The organism is Enterobacter cloacae complex sp. ECNIH7 (genome assembly GCF_002208095.1).
GTDB classification, from domain to species: Bacteria; Pseudomonadota; Gammaproteobacteria; order Enterobacterales; family Enterobacteriaceae; genus Enterobacter; species Enterobacter cloacae_M.
Genome location: NZ_CP017990.1, coordinates 2502822 through 2525982, shown reverse-complemented (window position 1 = coordinate 2525982; position 23161 = coordinate 2502822). Strand labels below are relative to the sequence as shown.

Below are 23161 nucleotides of genomic sequence, written 5' to 3'. Positions count from 1 at the left end.
ACTCCTGAACGATTAAACGGAGGCTAAACATATCAGAGACACTGTGTTTTTAGCAAAGATTTACGTTCCTTTGCAAAGTTCTGTAACACAGCGGCTTTACGCTACAGATAAATCTGTCACGCGTGGCTAAATTACGGATCTTCATCACATAAATTATTTTTTCACTATCTAAAATAATTCGCGGAAGTCTTAGTTTTTTTGAACTCTAACCCTTATCTGAATCGATTCGGTTCGCCAATACGATTCTCAGTACGGCTGCCTGGCAGGCGTATTAATGATAATAAAAGGAGGTAGCAAGTGACCATTGCTATTGTCATAGGCACACATGGTTGGGCTGCTGAGCAGCTACTCAAAACGGCAGAGATGCTGTTGGGCGAGCAGGAAAACGTCGGCTGGATCGATTTCGTTCCCGGTGAAAACGCCGAGACGCTGATAGAGAAGTACAACGCTCAACTCGCGAAGCTGGATACCAGCAAAGGCGTGCTGTTTCTCGTTGATACATGGGGCGGCAGCCCGTTCAATGCCGCCAGCCGCATTGTCGTCGATAAAGAGCACTATGAAGTTGTCGCCGGGGTTAATATTCCCATGCTGGTGGAAACCTTCATGGCGCGCGACGACAATCCGGCGTTTGATGAGCTGGTGGCGCTGGCCGTTGAAACCGGTCGCGAAGGGGTAAAAGCCCTGAAGGCGCAGCCGGTTGAAAAACCTGCCCCTGCGCCTGCAGCGGCACCAAAAGCGGCAGCACCGACAAAACCGATGGGCCCGAACGATTACATGGTCATCGGCCTGGCGCGTATTGATGACCGCTTAATCCACGGCCAGGTCGCGACGCGCTGGACCAAAGAGACCAACGTTCGACGCATTATCGTGGTCAGCGATGAAGTTGCCGCCGATACCGTACGTAAAACCCTTCTGACTCAGGTTGCTCCTCCTGGCGTTACCGCGCACGTCGTGGATGTCGCCAAGATGATCCGCGTTTACAACAACCCGAAATATGCGGGTGAACGCGTAATGCTCCTGTTCACTAACCCGACAGACGTTGAGCGCATTGTTGAAGGCGGCGTGAAAATCACCTCCGTGAACATCGGTGGTATGGCATTCCGTCAGGGCAAAACGCAGGTCAACAACGCCATTTCAGTCGATGCGAAAGATATCGAGGCATTCAACAAGCTGAATGCGCGCGGTATTGAACTGGAAGCCCGTAAGGTTTCTACGGATCAAAAACTGAAAATGATGGATTTGATCGGCAAAGTTGGGAAATAAGCCCGCGCCGGTTCTCATATAAAGTTTATGTAATAGGAGAAGTGCAATGGAGATTACCACTCTTCAGATTGTGCTGGTGTTCGTCGTCGCATGTATTGCGGGTATGGAATCCGTACTTGATGAATTTCAGTTCCACCGCCCTCTGGTGGCCTGTACGCTGATTGGGGCCGTTCTGGGTGACATGAAAACCGGTATCATCATCGGTGGTACCCTGGAAATGATCGCCCTGGGCTGGATGAACATCGGCGCGGCGGTTGCGCCCGATGCCGCGCTGGCCTCTATCATTTCGACCGTTCTGGTTATTGCTGGTCACCAGAGTATTGGTGCCGGTATCGCGCTGGCGATCCCGCTGGCTGCAGCTGGCCAGGTTCTGACCATCATCGTTCGTACTATCACCGTTGCCTTCCAGCATGCGGCGGATAAGGCGGCCGAAAACGGCAACCTCACGGCACTGTCGTGGATCCACGTTTCATCCCTGTTCCTGCAGGCGATGCGTATCGCGATCCCGGCGGTTATCGTGGCGATCTCTGTTGGTACCAGTGAAGTGCAGAGCATGCTGAACGCCATTCCAGAAGTGGTCACCGGCGGTCTGAACATCGCGGGCGGCATGATCGTGGTCGTCGGTTATGCGATGGTCATCAACATGATGCGCGCAGGCTATCTGATGCCGTTCTTCTACCTCGGCTTCGTGACCGCTGCCTTCACCAACTTCAACCTGGTTGCACTGGGTGTGATTGGTGCGGTAATGGCGATTCTCTACATCCAGCTCAGCCCGAAATATAACCGCGTCGCGGGTGCCCCAGCGCAGGCTGCTGGTAACAACGATCTCGATAACGAACTGGACTAGCAGGTGAGCGAAATGGTTGATATGACAAAAACTACCACCGAGAAAAAACTCACTCCGGGTGATATTCGTGGCGTGTTCATCCGTTCTAACCTGTTTCAGGGTTCATGGAACTTCGAACGTATGCAGGCGCTGGGCTTCTGCTTCTCTATGGTGCCGGCGATCAAACGCCTGTACCCGGAAAACAACGAAGCGCGCCGTCAGGCGATCAAGCGTCACCTGGAATTCTTTAACACCCATCCTTACGTAGCGGCTCCGGTTCTGGGCGTAACGCTGGCGATGGAAGAACAGCGTGCGAACGGCGCAGAGATTGACGACGGTGCCATCAACGGTATCAAAGTCGGCCTGATGGGCCCGCTGGCCGGTGTCGGTGACCCAATCTTCTGGGGTACCGTGCGTCCGGTCTTCGCGGCGCTGGGTGCCGGTATCGCGATGAGCGGCAGCCTGCTTGGCCCGCTGCTGTTCTTCATCCTGTTCAACGCCGTGCGCCTGCTGACCCGTTACTACGGCGTGGCCTACGGCTACCGTAAAGGGGTGGACATCGTTAAGGACATGGGCGGCGGCTTCCTGCAAAAACTGACTGAGGGGGCGTCAATCCTCGGCCTGTTTGTCATGGGGGCGCTGGTTAACAAGTGGACGCACGTGAACATCCCGCTGGTGGTATCGACCATCACCGGTCAGGATGGTCAGACCCGCGTCACCACCGTGCAGACGATTCTGGACCAGCTGATGCCTGGCCTGGTACCGCTGCTGTTGACCTTTGCCTGCATGTGGCTGCTGCGTAAGAAAGTGAACCCGCTGTGGATTATCGTTGGCTTCTTCGTCATCGGTATCGCGGGCTACGCTGTCGGCCTGCTGGGTCTGTAAGTTTCAATGCTATAGGCCGGGGGCTTGCCCCCGGTTTTTTTATCTGGAGGATGAATGACTGTCACGGACATCGTACTGGTTTTATTTATTGCTGCCCTTCTGGCTTACGCGATCTATGACGAATTCATCATGCCCCGCCGTCACGGCGAGACGCTGCTCTCCCTTCCCCTTCTGCGACGCGGACGCGTGGATGCGTTTATCTTCGCGGGTCTCATCGTTATTCTTATTTACAATAACGTCACCAGCCATGGTGCAATATTAACCACATGGTTATTATGTGCGCTGGCATTAATGGCGGTTTATCTGTTCTGGATCCGCACGCCGAAAATCATTTTTAAATCCCGCGGATTTTTCTTCGCCAATGTGTGGATAGAATATAACCGTATTAAAGAGATGAATTTATCCGAAGACGGTGTGCTGGTGATGCAATTAGAACAACGCCGCCTGCTTATTCGGGTGAAGAATATTGACGACCTGGAAAAGATATACAAGTTACTTGTTAAAACTCAATGAGTTAAATATATAGCAATGGCTATATTCTGTGTTTATCTTGCGCAAGAAATATAGCCAAAGCTATATCCCTTTCGTTAATTTGTTCTCTATTTGTTAACGATATTTTCACGCTTAAAGACAAATGAAAATCGTTATCACCAAGCATTTTAAATAATGCCTCTTCGTTGTTGTTTTATATTCTCAAAATATGTTAAGGTTGCGCCCGTCGTTGGGGAGTAGCCGATTTCCTGCTCGCAGGAAATGTACGTGTCAACATACTCGTTGAAAAACGTGGCGCGTACGGATCGCTGACAGCACATCTTATGTGCGGCGCGATCAGGCGAGACCATAGATACATCAACTGCTGTTTACTGGGGGCAGTGATGTGTCATATGGATATCCCCGGTCTGGACGCTGTTATGAATATCTCCGCTACGATCCTCCTCGCTTTTGGCATGTCCATGGACGCTTTTGCGGCTTCCATCGGAAAAGGCGCCACGCTCCACAAACCTAAGTTCTCAGAAGCCCTGCGTACCGGCCTCATTTTTGGCGCTATCGAAACGCTGACGCCGCTTATCGGTTGGGGACTTGGCATGCTCGCCAGCCAGTTCGTGCTGGAGTGGAACCACTGGATTGCCTTCGTACTGCTGGTGTTTCTCGGTGGCCGAATGGTGATAGAAGGTTTTCGCGGCGGTGATGATGAAGACGAGGAGCCGCAGCACCGCCACGGGTTCTGGCTGCTGGTCACCACGGCGATTGCCACCAGCCTTGATGCGATGGCCGTCGGCGTCGGTCTGGCATTCCTGCAGGTCAATATTATCGCCACCGCGCTGGCCATCGGCTGCGCAACGCTGATTATGTCCACGCTGGGCATGATGGTTGGACGGTTTATCGGCCCGCTGCTGGGTAAACGCGCCGAGATCCTGGGAGGAATTGTGCTGATTGGCATTGGTGCCCAGATCCTCTGGGCACACTTCGCCGGTTAATCTTCGCGCTGCCAGACGTGGATACTGAAATCCGTCTGGCAGTTAAATATTGATTGTAGAGCTAACGCTTCCCACACTTCCGGTTTTGCCCGCCACGCGAACGGCGTCATCTGCAGCAGCGCGGTTGCTTCTTCCCCTTTAAGCGTCATTTCATACGCTACGGTTTGCTCCTGCTTCAGGGTAAAACCGGCCAGCTGTTCAGAATGAGGGGCATGCAGTCGCACCTCGTCGTAGATCAGGCCTTTCAGCTCCATCAGATGACGCGGGCCCGGCGTCACGGTGACGACCCATCCGCCCGGTTTCACCACGCGAGCCAGCTCTTCCGCCTTGCAGGGCGCGTAAATGCGGATAACCGCATCCATGCTGGCATCGTCAAACGGCAGCCGGTGGCTGGATGCCACGCAGAACGTCACGTCCGCGTAACGCTTTGCCGCCGCGCGAATGGCCACTTTCGACACGTCCAGACCGAATGTCAACGCGCCCTTCTCGCGTGCGATCCCGGCAAACCGTGCGGTGTGGTATCCTTCCCCGCAGCCGATATCGAGCATGGCGGTGGCTGAACCCGGCAGGATGTCATTCAGCATCTGCGCGACGGTCTCCCGCAGCGGCAGATAGTGCCCGGCATCCAGAAACGCACGACGCGCCTGCATCATCTCTGCACTGTCGCCTGGATCGCGGGAGCGCTTATGCTGCACCGGCAGAAGATTCACGTAGCCTTCTTTTGCCATATCAAACTGATGCCCCTGCGGACAGGTATAGCTTTTATCTGAATGCGTCAGGGGGGCGTGGCAAAGGGGGCAGCTGAAGGACATGGTGACTCCGAAGCATAATCAAAGGGCGAAGTGTACCGCTATTCGCCCTGGTTATAAACGCCCGGTTAACGCATAACGATAAGGTGATCGGAGCCCGCCGGTAACCCGTCAGGTTTTACATTCTCCAGACGCAGCACGTTACCCATAATCTCGCTGAAAACAGGCGCGGAAACGGCACCGCCGTAGTAGGCGCCATTTTGCGGATCGTTAATGACTACCACCAGGGCAAAGCGCGGATCGCTGGCGGGCGCAACGCCGGCCGTATACGCAACGTATTTATCGACGTACTTTCCGCTGTCGTCAATTTTCTTCGCCGTGCCGGTTTTCACCGCCACCCGGTAATCGCGAACGGCGGCCTTAACGCCCCCGCCGCCGGGCAGCGCAACGCTCTCCATCATGTGTTCCACCTCGTGTGCGATCTCTTCCGGCATGACCCGGTGCCCGATAACGGGTGGATCGATACGCGTAATCGAGAGAGGTCGCTCGAGCCCGAAGCCGCCGATCGTGGCGTAGACGTGCGCCAGCTGGAGCGGCGTCACCATCAACCCGTAGCCGAAGGCAAAGGTCGCACGATCGAGCTGGCTCCAGTATTTACGATTTGGCAACAGCCCCGCGCTCTCGCCCGTTAAGCCAAGCCCCGTATTCGTGCCAAACCCAAAGTTTCGATAGGTATCAATAAGATGCTGGACAGGCATTGCCAGGGAGAGTCGGGATACGCCGGTGTCGCTCGATTTTTGCAGGATCCCGGTCATCGTCAGTTCAGGATAATAGCCCACGTCGCGGATACGATGCCCGTCAAGGGTATACGGGTGAGTGTCAATCACGCTGTCCGGCTGGACCAGGCCCTGCTGCAGGGCCGTCATCAGCACCAGGGGCTTGACCGTCGAACCGGGTTCGAACGTATCGCTGATCGCGCGATTACGAAAATCGTTTATCGTCGCGCCTTCCCGATTATTGGGGTTGAAATCCGGATAGCTCGCCATGGCGAGTATTTCCCCGGTTGGGATATTTATTAGCACCGATGCGCCAGACTCGGCCTTGTTCCAGGCCACGGCATTATCGAGTGCATCCTCGGTGATGGTTTGCAGCCGCTCGTCGATACTTAACTGGATGTTATGCGCCGGCGCGGGCGCCACTTCCGTCAGGTTTTCAACCACGCGACCGTAGCGGTCTTCCCTTACCTGCCGCACTCCGGCCTTGCCGGTCAGCTGCGCGTTGAAGCTTTTTTCCACGCCTTCAATGCCCTGCCCGTCAATATTGGTGAAGCCAATCAGGTTCGCTGCCACATGGCCGGCAGGATAAAAACGGCGGGATTCATCGCGTAAATTGATACCGGGCAGATTCAGCTTATCGATCCACTTCGCCTGTGCGGGATCGACCTGACGGGCAAGATAAATAAAACGCCCCTGCGGGTTGGCGTTGATTCGCGCCGAAAGTGTGCCCAGGGAGAGATGCAGCGCGTTTGCCAACGCCTGCCAGCGTTCGTCAATGCCAACGCCCCCTTTTGCCAGCACCGTTTTAGGATCGGCCCAGACGGCCCGGACGGGCACGCTCACCGCCAGGGGGCGACCTTCGCGATCCATTATCATGCCCCGCGGCGCATCAATCGCCAGCTGGCGGAGGGATCGCATATCTTCCTGCTTCACCAGATTGTCAGGCTTGATGATTTGCAGCCAGGCAACGCGGCCCAGCAAAAAAGCCAGACTACAAAAAATAGCTAAACAGAGCAGCACAAAACGCGCTGGCGTGAAATTGCCAGCGGTGGTTATCAATTTCTTCTTCACCTGAACCCCAGGACTGTTAAACAACGCCCTGATTTAACGGGAAAAGATGGGTTTAAGGTGGCAAAACAGTGCTACTAACCTCGCAGCTTTGCAACAAGTTACTAACAAGACCGCCAATGGTAATATTTTGAAAGATAAGGGACATAAAAAAGCCCCGCATTATGCGAGGCTTTATGTCTGAGAGTGAAGTGCGAAGCGCTTCAGTCAGCAGCGGTTCGATCAGATAGCAGTTACGTTAACTGCAGCTGGGCCTTTCTGGCCGTCCTGAATTTCGAACTCAACGTTCTGGCCTTCAGCCAGAGTTTTGAAGCCGTTACCCTGGATTGCAGAGAAGTGTACGAACACGTCTTTGCTGCCGTCAGCAGGAGTAATGAAACCAAAACCTTTAGACTCGTTGAACCACTTAACTTGACCTTTAATCTTTGCCATTTTGCAAAATTCCTTAGAGTGTTTTCTTAGCCCGCAGGCATTAGCTGAGATAAAACTGAGACATTACTGCATGAGGCACTAATATAAGGTTCGGCAGAGAAGCGGTATTCAACGACAACGTGTTTACTCAGGACTTCTTTACTGAAAATGCCACACATAAACAGAACTGTACCTCGTTTGACCCAAAACGTGTTATCACACACTATGTTTAATATGGCAAGCCATTTTTAAACATGTCTCGATCCGCCGCACAAATTCGAACAGTGCCTGTCAGGTTTTGCACAATTATGCGCATCACTTACAGACAGCTCTGCTGCGTAACAAAGACCCAGCGTTGCTTTCACAAGCGCTGTAATCTAAGACTTTTTTAACATAGCTCAATCATTACGAAGCGTCCATGTAATGGCTCAATAGTAATGTCCGCCTGTGGCTCAATTCAGATGTCCGCGCTATGGTAAGCTTCACTGGTCCGTTTAAACTACCGGGAGGCATATCATGAGCGCAGAAAGCTCAGGAGTGTTTACTTTGAAAGAGATCAACCGGATCAAGATTATACAGGACGTCATTGAACGTCGCATCACAACGCGCCGTGCGGCCGAGCACCTCGGTATCAGCGACAGGCAATGCCGCAGACTTCTTGCCCGTTACCGTGAAGGCGGACCGCTTGGTATGGCCAGCAGACGATGTGGCATGCGTGGTAACCGCCAGTTGCCACCCGGGCTCGCAGATCAGGCTCTGGAACTGATCAAGACGCGTTATGCTGATTTCGGTCCGACTCTGGCGCGTGAAAAGCTCGAAGAACTCCACGGACTGTTTCTTGGCAAAGAAACTGTCCGGCGCATCATGGTGCGGGCTGGCTTATGGGTTCCCCGTAAACAACGTGCCGCAAGGATCCCTCAACCACGGTACCGGCGTCCGTGTACTGGTGAGCTGATACAAATAGATGGCTGTGATCACGACTGGTTTGAAGGCCGTGGCCCGGCCTGCACCGCGCTGGTCTATGTTGATGATGCAACCAGCAAACTGATGGAACTGTTGTTTGTTAAATCGGAGTCCACGTTTTCTTACTTCGAAGCCACGCGGCGCTATATCGATAAGCATGGTAAACCGCTGGCACTGTACAGCGATAAAGCCGGTGTTTTTCGTGTTAACAATAAACACGCCACAGGCGGAGACGGGCATACTCAGTTTGGGCGAGCCATGCATGAACTGAACATCCAGACTATCTGTGCAGAAACCAGTCCCGCCAAAGGGCGTGTAGAACGAGCTCACCTCACTTTACAGGATCGTCTGGTCAAAGAGCTGCGGTTACAGGGCATTTGTTCAATGGAGGCTGCAAATGACTTCGCTGAGGCCTATATGGCTGACTATAACCGCCGTTTTGGCAAAGTACCGCGACATGATTTTGACGTACACCGTGCTGTAGAACATGATGAGGACCTGGGGCTTATTTTCACTGTTCGTGAAAAACGTAAAGTCTCAAAATCGTTGACGATACAATATGATAAAATGTTGTACCTGATTGAAGACAGCGAACTGAGTCGCCGTGCAATAGGTAAATATATCGATGTGTATCACTATCCTGATGGCAGAAAAGAGCTGCGCCTGAACGGTACGCTACTTCCCTACTCTACCTACGACCGACTGTCAGAAATCGACCAGGGCGCGATTGTCGATAACAAGCGTCTTGGCCGAACCCTGGAGTTTATCAGTCTGGTGCAGAGCAAGCGGGATAACACGCGCTCTCAGTCAATTCCCGCTGGAGATGGCCCTTCCCGACGACGGCCAAAGCAGGAAGGGAAGAAATCCCAGCGCTCACTGGATAATGATGACATGCTCGAAGCACTCAAACAGCTTCAGTCACGTTCAGAGGACATTTTTGGTAAAAGAGCCCGCTGATGGTACTCACTGGCCGGACAGTGGTTGCTCACCAGTTGATATTGTCCGGCCAGACCCATGATGTATTATTCATTTCGTTCAGCATCTTTATGTCCTGCTTTTCACGGGCATACTTACCCCATAATGAATGAAAAGAACGAACAATACTGATTAACTGCTTTTTTCTTTGCTCCGGAGATAGGCTGATAAAATAGCAGCACCTGCTGTCAATATTATCCTCAATGAAATTAAAATCAGAGTCTGATGCATATTTTACTGTTAGCATAATATCATTCGACGTTGTTCTCTCAGACTCTGTTAATGCTGATTCTATCAGGTATTCAAAGGCATACATGACAGACAGCTGGTTTTTGTCTGTCTGAATATAACCCATTGAGTTTCTGAGTATTGAGGACTGTACCAGGACCAGAGGCCATAAAAGCTCAACACCATAAAGCTTATATGTATCATGTTGATCATACTGATGTTGCTCAACACGACGATTACCTTCCCGTGCTTTACGAATATCATAGGCAAGGGATAACATAAATCCGTCTTTAACTTTAATCAGTGGGCTTTCATCCACGATGTAATGAATGAGTTCATGTAATTCATTCAGGGCTTCTGAATCTCCCCACAGTATAAAACCTGCATTGTTCGGCGTTAACTCGTATCGAAGCATGGGCTCAATCATCCTGTTGTTTCAGTCGGAGGAAAGTCTATCAGTAAAGAGAATGAGAGATCAAAGTGGTCATTTTAATTGAGCTGGATAACGGACATTTCAATTGAGCCTTGACAAATATGGGATCAGAAGGAATCTGGCATTTTATGGGCATCGTTTGGGCGTTGGCCTGAATGCTAATGACCTCTGAGTGTGTCTTCTCACGTGCTGCTATCATCACGCTGATCGTCTCACAGTGCATGACTTACCGTTTTCCATCGCCTGCGCATGGCCCTTCAGCTCAACGGCTGCATCCGTGGCCTGCAATCCCGTCTGCGAACGGGTAAATAAAACAAGCCCCAGGGCTGATTCAAGTGCCGCAATGTGGCGTCCGGCGGTTGGCTGGGTAATGGCAAGCCTGCGTGCGGCCCCTGACAGAGACCCTTCCTTCAATTTCCATGGTGGCTGGTCTCTGCAATGAGTCCGTTTAACACCACGCTGCGTGAAATGCGGGAGATGCGCTATCTCTGGGAGCAGACAATAGAGATGGATAATTCAAAACTGATCGCCTTTTTAGGTCATGAACCGCAGACCCCCCTTACCGAGGCCGTGCGTTCTACATTAGCAGGCCTGGGGTGTATTTAACATAACCTGCATTAGAAAAGGTTGAAAGACATCTGATATACTTCAGCTTTTGAAAAACGCTGCCGTAAGCAAATGGAAATTGAATTAAATAAGAGTGTTAAAGAGAGAGTTTTCCATGCTGTCATTTTTGAAGTGACGGCCAACGTTATCATCGCGCTGTCTCTCGCCTGGCTGATGAACGTGTCGGTACTCCAGTCAGGCTCGTTGTCCGTGATATCCGCCCTTACCGCCACGGTCTGGAATTTTATTTTTAATAAGCTCTTTGACTCCCTGCAGAAAAAACATCAGTTTCAGCGCACATTTCTCGTTCGCGCAATCCATGCGGTTGGTTTTGAAACGGGACTTATCATCTCCTTAATCCCTGTGGCAATGGTTATGCTGAACCTGACCGTGGCTGAGGCATTTTTTGTTGAGATTGGTCTGGTGCTGTTTTTCCTGCCCTATACGATGCTGTTTAACTGGCTTTACGACTACCTGCGCTGGACGTTCGTTGGACGAAAGCGTTCGGCGTTATAGCTAAGTGAATCAATGTAAAAAATGAGGTCATACGGTGAAAATTACTATGCCGCGTTTGTCATTTCGCCTGATGGCCATAATATCGAGGCGGTGTGCCATGCGCCGGAAAGTCTGTAGCTCAGCCCTTCTCTCAGAAGCGATTAAATGATCTGTCATGCATCTTTTTGCACGATAATGCACGAAAGTGTTTCATAACGCGGCCACAATCCCGTATGGTATCGGTAGTAAACGTGCAACTTCATGCAATAACACTGGCAGAGGTACCTATGACACAACAGCTAATTTTAATTGCCGGCCCCTATCGCAGCGGAACCGAAGGCGTTCAGGCACGTATTGATGAGAATCTGGCGCGTCTCGAAAGCGCAGCACTAGCCGTTTACCAGCGGGGTCACATCCCGGTCATTGGCGAATGGCTGGCTTTGCCGTTGGCAAAAGCCGCAGGATCGAAAGCGGTTGGTGATGAAATCAGTGAAGCGATGCTGTACCCCGTTGCTCACCGGCTAATAGCTAAATGTGATGCCATTTATCGTATTGCCGGTCCGTCTAAAGGTGCCGATATGGACATTGAGGTTGCCCGCAAATATGGCCTGAAGGTTTATACCGCACTTGAGAACATTCCTGAGGCTTAAGGCAGTCCGCCAGCCAGCCTGTGAGCACAGGCTGGCTATCAGAGAGTGTCACTCTCTGAGGTCAACACGACGGAGACTCCCTTTTCCGATACCGCGCGGATCCACTCCTTATCGGTATGGTCTTCAACGATAATGGTGTTCACCGACGACACATCGCCAATCACAAACGAAGACGCTGTGTTGATCTTTTCAGGAGAAGCCAGCACAACCGTCTCCGCGGCTCTGCCGGAAAATGCACGTTTGATGCACGCTTCTTCGAAATCGCCGGTTGTCAGCCCCGCCTCAGGATGGATCCCGGTCACGCCCATAAAGAACAGATCTGCATGAATATTTTCGATGCCTTCGATGGCCGCAGCGCCGACCGCAACAATGGAGTGCTTATACAAGCGACCGCCGATCAGAATCACCTCGATGGACGGATGATCCACAAGCCCCAGGGCGATGCTCGGACTGTGTGTAACCACCGTGATGCGCAGATCAGGAGGGAAAAACGTAATCAGCTCCGAAGTAGTCGTGCCACCGTCAACGATCACCACCTGGCCTGATGAAATCAGCTGCGCGCCTTTGCGGGCGACCCGTTTTTTCGCATCCATTTTCACGGATTGCCGTTCGGCAAAGGGAGCAATAGCAGAAGATGACGGCAGCGCGCCGCCGTGAACGCGCTGCAAACGCCCTTCTGCCGCCAGCTCGCGCAAATCACGCCTGATGGTGTCTTCAGAGACATCAAAGAACATGCTGAGCGCTTTTGACTGGACCTGGCCTTCGGTGCCGAGCTTTTCGAGGATCAATTGTTTTCGCTGACTGGTGAGCATCATGAATTCCTGATGTTGCATGTTTTATCTTGAGGATGCACGATAGTGCTGTTTATGATAATTACTCTACGTAAGGAGGAACAAACGTGCAATCAAAACGTGCAGATGTGCGCATCATTGACAGTGAAACCCTGTCAGATAACTGGTACAACCTTAAAAAGTACACCTTCGACCTGCAGCACCGTGACGGCGAATGGCAACGACAGCAACGAGAGGTCTACGACCGTGGCAACGGCGCGACTATTCTTCTCTACAACCGTGAGAAAAAAACGGTGATCCTGACGCGCCAGTTCCGCTTCCCTGTCTTTATCAACGGCCATGAGGACGATTTAATCGAAGCCGCGGCGGGACTGCTGGACAACATGGATCCCGAAAGCCGCATAAAAGCAGAAGCGGAAGAAGAGACAGGGTTTCAGGTTTCGAGCGTGCAGAAAATCTTTGAAGCCTATATGAGCCCGGGCTCCGTCACGGAAAAACTTTATTTTTATCTTGCCGAGTACCAGCCGCAAGACAGAACCGGCGCAGGCGGCGGGATCAAGGCTGAGGGAGAAGATATCGACGTGCTGGAAATGACGCTCGAAGAGGCATTACGCGGCATTGAAACAGGCAAGATTGTCGACGGTAAAACCATCATGCTGCTTTATCATATTGCTCTTAAAGGCATTATGTAGACCGCGGGCTAAAATCCTGAATTTGAATCTGGGTCGGTACGCTTGTCCATTACTCAAATGTAAAGCGGAAAACCTCCTAAATTTTGCAGCCTACTATATTTAGTGAACTATTTCGGGATTTGACAAAATCTTCTAAAATTCGCCGAGTCATCTGCATTTACCATTAGAAATGCCACACGTTGGCCAGGCTACCACTTGAGGTAGCCTGTCTTATCTGTTGGCTGGATTAAAATGCGACTCGCTACAGATAACGAAGCATATTATACTTGCTCCTCCACTCGAACAGGAGGCAAGCAACTCACGTGAAGGATACATATTACAACGACATAGCGATCAATACGCTAATTCAGAGTGAGCTGGACGCGTTTTTTGAGGATTTCAAAGGGATCGTCTTCGCCTACGCCATTATGAACAAGAAAGATCCTTCACAGATGCGGATAATCAATAACAGCCCCGAGTGGTTTGATATCTACCTCGACAGGAAATATCAGTTCATTGACCCTGTTATCATTCGGGCTTTGCGCTGTGTTGAAGATTTTTTCTGGGAAAGTGATGTCATCCTGTCTGATGGTTATAACCTGACGCGCATTTTCAACGAAAGCGTCCAGTATGATATCTACCAGGGGCAGACGTTCCCTCTGCATGACTATCTTAATAATCTTGTCGTCTTATCCGTCATCAGTCCTAAGCATTCTGGTATTGATATAGAAAAATATCGGCCACAATTTCTAAGCTTCCTTGTTCAACTGCATCAGAAGACACTCAATCTCTATAGCCAGCATCAACAGAAAAAGAATGTTTTTCTGTCGCCACGTGAGCGACAAATCCTTAAATGGGTCAGCGCCGGGAAAACCTACGCAGAAATTTCTGTTATTTTGTCTATTGCTGAACGCACCGTTAAATTCCATATGGGGAATGTAATGAAAAAACTCGGTGTGAATAATGCCAGACACGCAATTAAACTTGGAACAGAACTACGATTACTGGACGACTGAGCCTCAGCCACTGGTTATAAGTGGCGTAAATGCTCCAGCATTTCGCGAAGCCAGTGACTGGATTTATCTTTGCTAATAATGTCTTCAATAATGTTGATACTGGCAGGCATAAATATATAGTAAATAACCTCCCCTTTTTCAGACAAGCCGCGTTGAATAACTTCAACTTTCCAGTTTGCATGGCGAAAAATGGCATACATACCACGACTGACTACTGCGTACATTCCATGATATTTATTCTTAATGCAATAAATATTCATCGCAAGAAACAATGCCTTACTGGCGGGCACGCCCTGCAGACTTGAGGAGTCTCGTCTTTCTTTATCTAAAAATAAACGGCTAATTTCACAGCAGGGAACATCTGTCGGTAAAATAATGGTTTCGGCAAAATAATTGTGAAAAATTTCACTTATCATTGTCGGATGCGTCGAATTAATGAATCGCGCGCCACATAACAACTCTCCCTCATACATACCCAACAAGTATGTCGTGTTTGGGTTGTCAAATTGATCCTTTTCCATATCTTCAACGCATTCAACTTTCCAGTCGAGTCGGTCCCGAAAGGTTTTTCTCCTGAGTCGGAAGAGTTCGCGGGCTAATGCTGACGGTAAATCATCGTAATCATGCAAAAAAAACTCAATAACAGAATTCATTGCTCTTATTCCTGATAATAACACCTGAAACTATTATCCCCTGTCTTTTAGGACAGCTTTCATTGTGCATGGTATTCCTTATACTTGAAAAGTACCCGGCCACTAAGTCCTCGTGAAACTCAGTGGCCAGGAGGTCAAAGACCTACGAAACACCAGGGATATATCCATTCATGATTATCTAATATTTATAGTTTCGGGTACAGAGCGTAAGAAGCACTTAGCCGATAAAATATTAAAAAACGATAATTATAAAATAATTACAATTAAAGTATTGCCCCTTAAGAATTTAAGGGGTAATATTCCCTTTTTCTTATTTTTTCCCTATTATCTCTGTTCTTACTGCTGTGCTACTCTTGCAGAAGCATGCTAAACGGAGAATCAAAATGGCCGACTGGAATCCTTCTCTTTACCTGCAATACGGCGCGGAAAGAACGCGTCCTGCCGCAGAACTGCTCGCCAGAATTCCTCTGGATGAGGTCTCCACCATCGCTGATTTAGGCTGCGGGCCGGGAAACAGCACCGCGCTGTTGAAGCATCGCTGGCCTTCGGCGCACATTACCGGGGTCGACAACTCCCCTGCAATGCTCGAGGAAGCAAGAGCCGCATTGCCTGGCTGCCATTTTGTAGAGACCGATATCCGCCAGTACAAGCCTGGCCAGCCGCTGAGCCTGATTTATGCCAACGCTTCGCTGCAATGGGTTCCTGACCACTACGATCTCCTTCCTCATCTCGTTTCTTTGCTCACGCTTAACGGCGTATTAGCGATCCAGATGCCTGACAACTGGCTTGAACCCACTCACGTAGCGATGCGTGAAGTGGCGCTGGAGCAAGACTACCCTGACCGCGGCCGTGAACCTCTCCCGGGTGTGCATGCCTATTACGACATCTTGTCGGAGGCGGGCTGTGACGTGGATATCTGGCGGACAACCTATTTCCATAAAATGAGCTCGCACCAGGCCATTATTGACTGGGTAAGTGCCACCGGCTTGCGTCCGTGGCTCCAGGAACTGAACGAGAGCGAGCAGAAACGTTTCCTGAAACGCTACCATGAACTGCTGGAAGAGCAGTATCCGCTCCAGGAAAATGGGCAGATACTGCTCGCTTTTCCGCGGCTATTTATCGTGGCGCAACGCCAGCCCTGACGGGTTATGACCTGGCTTCTTTCAGCAGCTGCTGAATGATCTTTTCCTGCTGCGCATAATCTCCTTCGCCAAAGGCGGTATAGCGTAGCTGGCCTTTGGCATCGAAATAGTAATGCGCTGGCCAGTACTGGTTCCCGAAAGCGTTCCAGATTTGATAATTGTTATCCGTCACCACCCGATACGGCAGCTGCCATTTCTCCACCGCGGTTTTTACCGACGAAAGCGGCTTTTCCCAGGGATATTCCGGCGTGTGAACCCCAATCACGACCAGCCCCTGAGACTGATACTTCGTGGCCCAGTCTTTCACATGGGGAAGCGTATGCTGGCAGTTAATGCAATCCCACGTCCAGAAATCAATTAATACCACCTTCCCTCGCAGAGATTCAGACGTGACAGGGTCACCGTTTATCCACCCTGTTCCCCCGCTTAACGAAGGCAGCTGGCTGCTGGGCTCTGTCATCACGACCGGCCGGAGCTTCACCGGCGCGGCTGTGGGTTTCGCCAGCGTCAAAAGTGTTGTCTCCAGACGATCCGCAACGCTATTTGCTCCTTTCAGAAGCGAAGTCATTCCTGTCGCGTTAAATACGACTGCCGCCAGCATCGCCACGCCAGCCCCCTGCCGCAGCCTTTCCATCAGCGCCGATTTTGCTCTTAACGGCGCAATCAGCGTGCGGCCGCCGAAAACGAGCAGGCTCAGCATCAGCGCGCATCCGCTGCCGTAGGCCGCCAGCAGCGCGCCCGTCGTAATGGCCGAATGGCCCGCGATATTAATGCTGAAAATGGCGCCCAGTATGGGACCGGCGCAGGGAGACCAGAGCAGCCCCACCGCGAGCCCGGCCAGAAAAGCCGATACCATACCGCGCGTTTGCCCGCTTCGGGTGTTCAGGACATTTCCCGCGCTGACGGCCGGACCCGCAATACGCTGGGCGAATGACGGAAAAATTAAGGCCAGCGCGGCCGTGTCCAGAATGACTAGAGCGATCCAGCGCCCGACGATGGTTGCCTCTGCGATCCACTCGCTGGCGACGGTGACGGCCATCGCCACCAGGGTGAACATCACGATCATCCCCGCGAGCAGGGCCAGAATATGTCGTCGCTGTCCCTGAAAACCGGCGAACAGGAGCGGAATAACCGGGAGAGTACATGGGCTGAGCAGGCTTATCATCCCGCCCAGAAAAGCGATTACCAGAAACATAGACACCTCACAATACAAGTCCTGCGACGCTGCAGTGAGGCTATTTCATCGTGCGGATGTGTTCAGGATATGTGTAAAAAAGCAGGTTTTGTCTGACTCTGTATCACCCAGGCCGGGAGATACAAAGCCGTACAATTAACGGCGCGGTAGCGTAATGGAGACATCCAGTCCGCCTCCGGCCAGGTTCGTCAGGTTGAGCTTTCCTTCAAGCTGAGCGGTGAGCTGCGCGGCAATCGCCAGTCCGAGTCCTGTTCCGCCGGTATCGCGGTTGCGCGATGTTTCCACCCGGTAGAACGGCTGTAAAACCGCCTCAAGCTCGGCTTCAGGGATCCCCGGCCCGTCGTCCGTGATGTGGATAACCACCTCCCGGTCAGACGAATCATCGATGGTTATTACAGCGCGTTCGCCGAATTTGAGCGCGTTATCCAGCAGGTTAGTCATCACCCGGCGGAGCGCCTGGGGACGCGTAACGATTGGCAGGCGGGCATCGCTTGCCTGAAACTGCACGTTTTTACCGATGTCCTGATAATCGCAGGCGATGCTGTTGACCCAGGCGTTTAGCTCCAGCTTCAGCGGGGTCTCTTCCAGCGATTCTGATGACCGGGCATACGCAATCCCCTCCCGCACCAGACGCGTCATGTTATCAAGGTCGTTCAGAAGCTTGTCGCGAAGTTCTGGTTCCCCTGCCATTTCGACGCGCAGCTTCATGCGGGTAATGGGCGTCTGGAGATCGTGAGAAATCGAGGCCAGGATCTGCGCGCGTTCCCGGAGATAAGACTGAATGCGCGCCTGCATGGCGTTGAAGGCATGCGCTGCCCGCTGCACCTCAAGCGGCCCTTTCTCCGTCATTGGCGTGCTGGCCGCCGGATCCAGCGAATCCACCGCGCGGGTAAATTGTGAAAAAGGCCGCACCACCTGCCGCACGGCAATCCAGGCGCACGCAGCCAGCAGCAGCAGCTGCAGAATTAGCACAACGGGCAACCAGCTGGCGACCGGCGGCATGCGCGGGATCAGGTCAATGGTCAGCGGCGCGCCGTCGCGCAGCGTCAGATGCGCCTGGATGTGTGAAACGGCACCAGGGACGGCGGTGAAGCTGAGCGGGTACTGTGTCGCGAGCGTCGCTTTTAAGGTTCGGATGGCGTCCTGCGAACGCCTATCCGTCGGCGCGTTGCCGGGCTCTCCCGGCCCCAGAATATAGCGATAGTTACCCCGTTCGAGGCGCGGAAGCCAGGCCGCGCGTTCGCTGGCCGGTAAGCGGTCTAAAATGGCGACGCTGGTTGCGACGTCGTTTTCCAGATTACCGAGCATCACCGTTCTGGCGCTGTGCATTCGTTCAATCATGACCAGCGTCAGGCTCAGGGCGTTGGCCAGCAGCAGACCGGACAGCACGACGAGCAGCAAGCGGGCAAGCAGCGAGCGTGGCCAGAACCTCATTCGTTAGCCTCTTTGATGGTGACCGGCATCGTAAAAACGTAGCCTTCGCTGCGCACGGTCTTGATATAGGCGGGCGTGCGGGCATCTTCGTTCAGGCGCTGACGGACCCGGCTAACCAGCAGGTCGATAGAACGTTCAAACAGCTCGGCGTCGCGCCCCTGCGTGAGGTTGAGCAGCTGATCGCGGGTCAGCACCCGCTGAGGGTGGTCAAGGAAAACGCGCAGCAGGCGATACTCCGCCCCGCTGAGCACGACGATCACCCCTTCCGGATCGATTAAGTGACGTGCAACGGTATCGAGCTGCCATTCACCGAACATCACCAGCCGCCCGGCTTCTGTCACCTGCAGATTGGGCGGCATCGTGCGAAAACGTCGTAAAATCGCTTTGATACGCGCCAGCAGTTCGCGGGCGACAAACGGCTTCACCACGTAGTCATCCGCGCCCATCTCCAGACCCAGGATCCTGTCCGTCTCCTCATTGCGGGCCGTCAGCATCAGGATGGGCAGATCTTTATATTTCCCGACGCGTAGCTCTCGACACAGCGTAAGGCCGTCGTCGCCGGGCATCATGACATCCAGCACCACCAGGTCGATATGCTGTTTATCCAGCACGACGCGCATCTCTTTACCGTTGGCCGCGCCCGTCGCGCGATAGCCAGACTTACCGAGATAATCGACAATCAGTTCACGAATATCCCTGTCGTCATCGACGACAAGAATATGATCAATATGCTCCACCGAAATCTCCAGACCGAAGGTTAACGTACTGAAAATAGCACATTTCAGAGCTTGTCCGCGTCAACGACGGCCTTGACGAAATCCTGCGGATCTTCCTGAGGCGGATTGTGCCCCACGGTTGCCCCGAAGGTGCGGTGCTCATATTTACCGGTAAATTTACCCGCGTAGGCCTGAGGTGCAGGATGCGGCGCACCGTTGTTTCCGCCTTCGATGGTAATCGTTGGAACGGTTATATTCGGCAGCGTAGCGAGTTTTTGCTCGTAGCTGTCGTATTTGCGCTCGCCTTTTTCCAGCCCTAAACGCCAGCGATAGTTGCTGAGCGTCACGGCGACGTGATCCGGGTTATCGAGGGATTTGGCGCTGGCGTTAAAAACAGCATCGCTAAATTTCCAGTCAGGCGAGGCCTGAGACCAGATTAAGCGCGCGAAGTCATGCGTGTTTTTGGCATAGCCCTCAGCACCGCGCGCGGTGGCGAAATAGAACTGATACCACCACTGCTGCTCCGCTTTTGGCGGCAGCGGCTGTTTGCCAATCTGCTGGCTGCTGATGAGATACCCGCTCACCGACACCAGTGACTTAACGCGCTCTGGCCACAGCGCCGCAACGATATCCGCCGTACGAGCGCCCCAGTCATATCCTGCAAATACCGCCTGCTTAATATTCAGGGCATCCATCAGGTTCACAATATCTTTCGCCATGGCTGAAGGCTGGCCGTTGCGCGGCGTTTTGGCTGACAGGAAGCGCGTGGTACCGTAGCCGCGCAGAGAAGGCACAATCACCCGATAGCCTTTTGCCGCCAGCGCGGGCGCAACGTCGGCGTAGCTGTGAATATCGTACGGCCAGCCGTGCAGTAAAATAACCGGCTGGCCGTTTTTCGGGCCGATGTCGACATAACCGACGTTCAAATCGCCGGCGTTAATTTGCTGCGGACGATCGAAGGCTGCCGCGAAAGTTGTGCCGGTGACTTCGGCCTGACAGGACATCACGGTGCCAAGGGAAACGGTCAGTGCGAGAGTTGAATATGCGAGTTTGCTAAACATGTTGGTATCTCCGGTTGAGTACAATTCACGGGGATATAACAACACGGCAATGTATAGCGGATATGTGCGAAAGCGGGTTTATTGCAAGCCTGTGTATGTATCCGGGACGCAGATACAGTGTGATACAAACACAGGCGTTGTCGCCTTAAAGGGAGAGGCGATAGCGGACGTAATCGTCAGCTTGACCGTATTTGTCATAGAGTTTACGCGCCGGGTTATTCTCACGGGTGACCCAGTACAGTTTTGACCACCCTTCGCGCTTGCCTTCCTCAATCAGAGCATCAATGAGCGCCTTACCGGCTCCCGCCCCGCGTTCGTCGGCATCAACAAACAGATCTTCCAGGTAGCAGACGGGGGCCGTTGACCAGGTTCCTTCATGCAGAATGCACATCGCGAAACCGATGACCTTTTGGTCCTTCTCGACCACCCGGCAAAACATCCGGGAATGCGCTGAGAGCGCCCTTTCCCATGTCGATGCGGTGACGGATTCCTCGAGGTAGCAATCATAAAAATGGGTATAGCCATCCCAAAGCGGTCGCCATTGGGAGTAATCGTCTTCGCATAGAGGTCTTACCGTGACAGCCATGTGTTCCTCACATTACAAATCGATCGCCATTTCGAAACAGCGTAAATCAGCCCCCGCCATACGCGAGTGATGATAGGTTTCGCTCAGCGTCACAAACCCCAGTTTCTGATAAAACGACTGGGCGTTAGGCGTTGCATCCAGCCTCAGGCGGGCTATCCCCCGGCTGCGGGCCTCATTTTTTAGCGCCTCGATAATCCGGGTCGCCATGCCTTTACCGGATGCAGCGGGCAAGGTGAATATCGCCTCCAGACAGTGGGTATCCAGATCCAGATAGCCGGTTGCCGCAATATCACCCTTTTCATCTTCCACCACGTAAAAAGGGTATTCAATGACCATCTGCCGATAGCGTTCTGGCATGAGATCCGGCGTCCAGCGCGCAATGACGTCGGCGCCGTAGCTGATTTTACAGCCGTGACGAATCGCCTGATTGCGAATATTCCAGAGTATTTCGGCTTCCTGCGGGTTTGCCCGTCTTAATGCCATGATGACCTCTGCAATTCTTAGTAGTATGGGAAAAGAGCTCACTGGGATAGAGTGCCGTTAAGATGAAAATACCAGAACGCAAACAAAAGCATAACGCTTAAATATGGAGATCAGCGGATGACGATACCGACGCTCATGACAGAACGCTTACTGCTAAAGCCTCTGGTTGCTGAAGATGCGGCCCAGATACAAAAGCTTTATCCGCGCTGGGAGATTGTCCGCTATATGCTCTCTTCTGTGCCCTGGCCCTACCCGGACAACGGCGCAGAGAACTATGTCAACAACGTGGCGCTGCCGGATATGGCAAAAGGGATCGCCTGGTTCTGGAGCATCCGTCGTCGCGAGGTGCCGGATGAATTGATGGGTATTATCTGTTTGTATGACATTGAAGATAACAACCGAGGGTTCTGGTTGGCCCCGGAGTTTCAGGGCCAGGGATACATGCGCGAGGCCAGCATTGCCGCGACGGATTTCTGGTTTAATACCCTAAACAAACCCGTGTTACGCGCCCCGAAAGCCGCCGCCAACAGCCGCTCCCGGCGTATTTCAGACATTAGCGGCATGCGGCTTATCAGAACGGAACAAAAAGCCTACGTCAGCGGCATGCTGGATTCTGAACTGTGGGAAATCACCCGCGACGAGTGGAACGCCCGTCAGGTCAGCTGATAATGCTTATCCGGCATCAGCCTTTCCGGAATGTTCTCTTCATCGTTCATCTGCAGCAGATCGCGTTCCATCATGTTGCAGATGGCGTCCAGGGGCAGATCGTTATCTTCTGTGCCGAACGGGTCTTCCAGCTCTTCCGCCAGGGTGTCCAGCGAGATAAAGGTGTAGGAGATCAGCGCCGAGACAAAGGGCGTCATGTAGTGCAGATCCACAACCAGCGCGAACGGCAGCATGATGCAGAACAGATACACCGTGCGGTGCAAAATCAGCGTATAGGCAAACGGTACCGGCGTTGTCGCAATGCGCTCGCACCCGGAAAGGACGATGGACATATCGTTCAGACGGTTGTTCAGGCTGTGGAACAGGATGTCTGAAAGCTGGCCGTTTCGCCGCCGCACGGCCAGCCACTCCCCCATGATCAGTAAAATACGGTTCGCCGGCGAGTTGGCGCTCATCACGTGGCGTAAATCATCCGGAGCAAGATAGCTAGAGAGCTTTTCGGCGTTCAGGTCCCGGCGCAGGGTCATACGCAGGCAGTTGGCAAAAGCTATCTGCAGGCGGACAAATTCGCCCAGATGCTTATCGTCAGGCAAGGTGTTTTTTACCTCGCGAAACAGCGAGCGTGCCGCTATCATCAGCTGCCCCCACAGCAGGCGAGCCTCAACGTAGCGTGAATAACAGGCGTTGTTTCTGAAACCGAGAAAGATAGCGATCGCCACGCCGAGAATGCTAAATGGCGCCACGGTAAATTTGATGCCCAGCGAGGTATACCACGGCAGCATCAGGATAACGGCGATAGAAAGCAGGAAGTTGAGCAGCAGTCGGGTGTAGATTTTGGGAAGTACCGAACCGTGCCAGACAAAAATCAGTTGTAGCCAGTGCTGTTTAGGACGAACAATCATAGTGAGTTTCAGGAAGGAAAAGAGCGTGGCTATTAAACG

26 protein-coding genes and 3 pseudogenes are annotated in these 23161 nt (G+C 52.5%); 14 read left to right on the top strand and 15 right to left on the bottom strand.

From position 1 onward, the window contains the following. Positions 1–297: 297 nt before the first annotated feature. The 5 genes from manX to mntP all read left to right on the top strand — a co-directional run bounded on the left by manX (position 298) and on the right by mntP (position 4452). Positions 298–1263, top strand: coding sequence for a PTS mannose transporter subunit IIAB (gene manX, locus WM95_RS12530; RefSeq protein ID WP_023312200.1), 966 nt, complete (start codon positions 298–300; stop codon positions 1261–1263). Between the two features lie 46 nt (positions 1264–1309). Next, complete coding sequence (manY, locus tag WM95_RS12525) at positions 1310–2110, top strand: PTS mannose transporter subunit IIC (protein WP_008500490.1); 801 nt, start codon at positions 1310–1312, stop codon at positions 2108–2110. A gap of 12 nt (positions 2111–2122) precedes the next feature. Further along, complete coding sequence (locus WM95_RS12520; RefSeq protein ID WP_006810994.1) at positions 2123–2974, top strand: PTS mannose transporter subunit IID; 852 nt, start codon at positions 2123–2125, stop codon at positions 2972–2974. Between the two features lie 54 nt (positions 2975–3028). Then, positions 3029–3487 carry a DUF986 family protein gene (locus WM95_RS12515; protein WP_045404374.1) on the top strand — a complete coding sequence of 153 codons (459 nt, stop codon included), beginning with the start codon at positions 3029–3031 and terminating at the stop codon, positions 3485–3487. A 398-nt stretch (positions 3488–3885) separates the two neighbouring features. Next, positions 3886–4452, top strand: coding sequence for a manganese efflux pump MntP (mntP, locus tag WM95_RS12505; RefSeq protein ID WP_029741998.1), 567 nt, complete (start codon positions 3886–3888; stop codon positions 4450–4452). Here the strand turns inward: mntP and rlmA are convergent. The 4 genes and pseudogenes from rlmA to WM95_RS12485 all read right to left on the bottom strand — a co-directional run bounded on the left by rlmA (position 4449) and on the right by WM95_RS12485 (position 7635). Then, positions 4449–5264: a 23S rRNA (guanine(745)-N(1))-methyltransferase gene (gene rlmA / locus WM95_RS12500; protein WP_063408600.1), complete on the bottom strand. Its 816-nt coding sequence runs from the start codon at positions 5262–5264 to the stop codon at positions 4449–4451. The two genes, mntP and rlmA, sit on opposite strands and share 4 nt — an antisense overlap. A 65-nt stretch (positions 5265–5329) precedes the next feature. Next, entirely contained in the window at positions 5330–7048 is a 1719-nt protein-coding gene (ftsI, locus tag WM95_RS12495; RefSeq protein ID WP_045355990.1) for a peptidoglycan glycosyltransferase FtsI, read from the bottom strand. Between the two features lie 219 nt (positions 7049–7267). Next, positions 7268–7477, bottom strand: a complete 210-nt coding sequence (gene cspE, locus WM95_RS12490; RefSeq protein WP_001062678.1) for a transcription antiterminator/RNA stability regulator CspE — start codon at positions 7475–7477, stop codon at positions 7268–7270. Between the two features lie 13 nt (positions 7478–7490). Continuing rightward, positions 7491–7635: pseudogene (locus WM95_RS12485) on the bottom strand (DUF2627 domain-containing protein). 337 nt (positions 7636–7972) lie between these two features. On the opposite strand from WM95_RS12485, the gene WM95_RS12480 reads away from it, so the two are divergent. Next, complete coding sequence (locus tag WM95_RS12480; RefSeq protein WP_001567368.1) at positions 7973–9376, top strand: ISNCY-like element ISKpn21 family transposase; 1404 nt, start codon at positions 7973–7975, stop codon at positions 9374–9376. 28 nt (positions 9377–9404) lie between these two features. On the opposite strand, the gene WM95_RS12475 is transcribed toward WM95_RS12480, so the two are convergent. Next, positions 9405–10037 carry a DUF6904 family protein gene (locus tag WM95_RS12475; RefSeq protein WP_001567369.1) on the bottom strand — a complete coding sequence of 211 codons (633 nt, stop codon included), beginning with the start codon at positions 10035–10037 and terminating at the stop codon, positions 9405–9407. Between the two features lie 219 nt (positions 10038–10256). Next, positions 10257–10469 (bottom strand): annotated as a pseudogene (locus WM95_RS12470) (LysR family transcriptional regulator); the annotation flags it as partial. A gap of 24 nt (positions 10470–10493) precedes the next feature. On the opposite strand from WM95_RS12470, the gene WM95_RS12465 reads away from it, so the two are divergent. From WM95_RS12465 to WM95_RS12450, 4 genes and pseudogenes are all read left to right on the top strand, one after another. Then, a complete protein-coding gene (locus tag WM95_RS12465; RefSeq protein ID WP_369880834.1) occupies positions 10494–10661 on the top strand; it encodes a hypothetical protein in 168 nt (55 codons plus the stop codon). Positions 10662–10733: 72 nt separating this feature from the next. Then, a complete protein-coding gene (locus WM95_RS12460; RefSeq protein WP_023311814.1) occupies positions 10734–11177 on the top strand; it encodes a PACE efflux transporter in 444 nt (147 codons plus the stop codon). Between the two features lie 27 nt (positions 11178–11204). Continuing rightward, positions 11205–11294 (top strand): annotated as a pseudogene (locus WM95_RS27780) (VOC family protein); the annotation flags it as partial. 149 nt (positions 11295–11443) lie between these two features. Further along, positions 11444–11806 carry a DUF4406 domain-containing protein gene (locus WM95_RS12450; protein WP_045354998.1) on the top strand — a complete coding sequence of 121 codons (363 nt, stop codon included), beginning with the start codon at positions 11444–11446 and terminating at the stop codon, positions 11804–11806. 38 nt (positions 11807–11844) lie between these two features. Here the strand turns inward: WM95_RS12450 and WM95_RS12445 are convergent, their stop codons facing one another. After that, a complete protein-coding gene (locus WM95_RS12445) occupies positions 11845–12618 on the bottom strand; it encodes a DeoR/GlpR family DNA-binding transcription regulator (RefSeq protein WP_047741864.1) in 774 nt (257 codons plus the stop codon). An 86-nt stretch (positions 12619–12704) separates the two neighbouring features. Between WM95_RS12445 and WM95_RS12440 the strand changes: the two genes are divergently transcribed. Both WM95_RS12440 and WM95_RS12435 read left to right on the top strand, forming a co-directional pair. Then, positions 12705–13289 carry an NUDIX domain-containing protein gene (locus tag WM95_RS12440; RefSeq protein WP_063409660.1) on the top strand — a complete coding sequence of 195 codons (585 nt, stop codon included), beginning with the start codon at positions 12705–12707 and terminating at the stop codon, positions 13287–13289. Between the two features lie 302 nt (positions 13290–13591). Next, a complete protein-coding gene (locus WM95_RS12435; protein ID WP_023311808.1) occupies positions 13592–14284 on the top strand; it encodes a helix-turn-helix transcriptional regulator in 693 nt (230 codons plus the stop codon). 14 nt (positions 14285–14298) lie between these two features. Here WM95_RS12435 and WM95_RS12430 read toward each other — a convergent pair whose 3' ends face one another. Beyond that, on the bottom strand, positions 14299–14937 hold the full coding sequence (locus WM95_RS12430) for an acyl-homoserine-lactone synthase (RefSeq protein WP_045354992.1): 639 nt from the start codon (positions 14935–14937) through the stop codon (positions 14299–14301). A gap of 383 nt (positions 14938–15320) precedes the next feature. Between WM95_RS12430 and tam the strand changes: the two genes are divergently transcribed. After that, on the top strand, positions 15321–16079 hold the full coding sequence (tam, locus tag WM95_RS12425; RefSeq protein ID WP_023311806.1) for a trans-aconitate 2-methyltransferase: 759 nt from the start codon (positions 15321–15323) through the stop codon (positions 16077–16079). A gap of 4 nt (positions 16080–16083) precedes the next feature. Here the strand turns inward: tam and WM95_RS12420 are convergent, their stop codons facing one another. The 6 genes from WM95_RS12420 to WM95_RS12395 form a co-directional block, all read right to left on the bottom strand. Continuing rightward, positions 16084–17274, bottom strand: coding sequence for a cytochrome c biogenesis protein/redoxin (locus WM95_RS12420; RefSeq protein WP_063409659.1), 1191 nt, complete (start codon positions 17272–17274; stop codon positions 16084–16086). Positions 17275–17409: 135 nt separating this feature from the next. Continuing rightward, positions 17410–18708 carry an ATP-binding protein gene (locus tag WM95_RS12415; RefSeq protein WP_063409658.1) on the bottom strand — a complete coding sequence of 433 codons (1299 nt, stop codon included), beginning with the start codon at positions 18706–18708 and terminating at the stop codon, positions 17410–17412. Continuing rightward, complete coding sequence (locus WM95_RS12410; protein ID WP_063409657.1) at positions 18705–19445, bottom strand: response regulator; 741 nt, start codon at positions 19443–19445, stop codon at positions 18705–18707. The genes WM95_RS12415 and WM95_RS12410 overlap by 4 nt, the downstream gene beginning before the upstream one ends. 44 nt (positions 19446–19489) lie before the next feature. Next, positions 19490–20485 (bottom strand): alpha/beta fold hydrolase, encoded by a 996-nt coding sequence (locus WM95_RS12405; RefSeq protein WP_063409656.1) that lies wholly within the window; start codon positions 20483–20485, stop codon positions 19490–19492. A gap of 145 nt (positions 20486–20630) precedes the next feature. Next, positions 20631–21071: a GNAT family N-acetyltransferase gene (locus WM95_RS12400; RefSeq protein WP_023311801.1), complete on the bottom strand. Its 441-nt coding sequence runs from the start codon at positions 21069–21071 to the stop codon at positions 20631–20633. Between the two features lie 12 nt (positions 21072–21083). Beyond that, entirely contained in the window at positions 21084–21554 is a 471-nt protein-coding gene (locus tag WM95_RS12395; RefSeq protein WP_063409655.1) for a GNAT family N-acetyltransferase, read from the bottom strand. 117 nt (positions 21555–21671) lie between these two features. Between WM95_RS12395 and WM95_RS12390 the strand changes: the two genes are divergently transcribed. Further along, on the top strand, positions 21672–22220 hold the full coding sequence (locus WM95_RS12390) for a GNAT family N-acetyltransferase (RefSeq protein ID WP_088544790.1): 549 nt from the start codon (positions 21672–21674) through the stop codon (positions 22218–22220). Here the strand turns inward: WM95_RS12390 and WM95_RS12385 are convergent. Beyond that, positions 22208–23122 (bottom strand): bestrophin family protein, encoded by a 915-nt coding sequence (locus WM95_RS12385; protein ID WP_063409653.1) that lies wholly within the window; start codon positions 23120–23122, stop codon positions 22208–22210. The genes WM95_RS12390 and WM95_RS12385 overlap by 13 nt on opposite strands. Positions 23123–23161 lie beyond the last annotated feature (39 nt).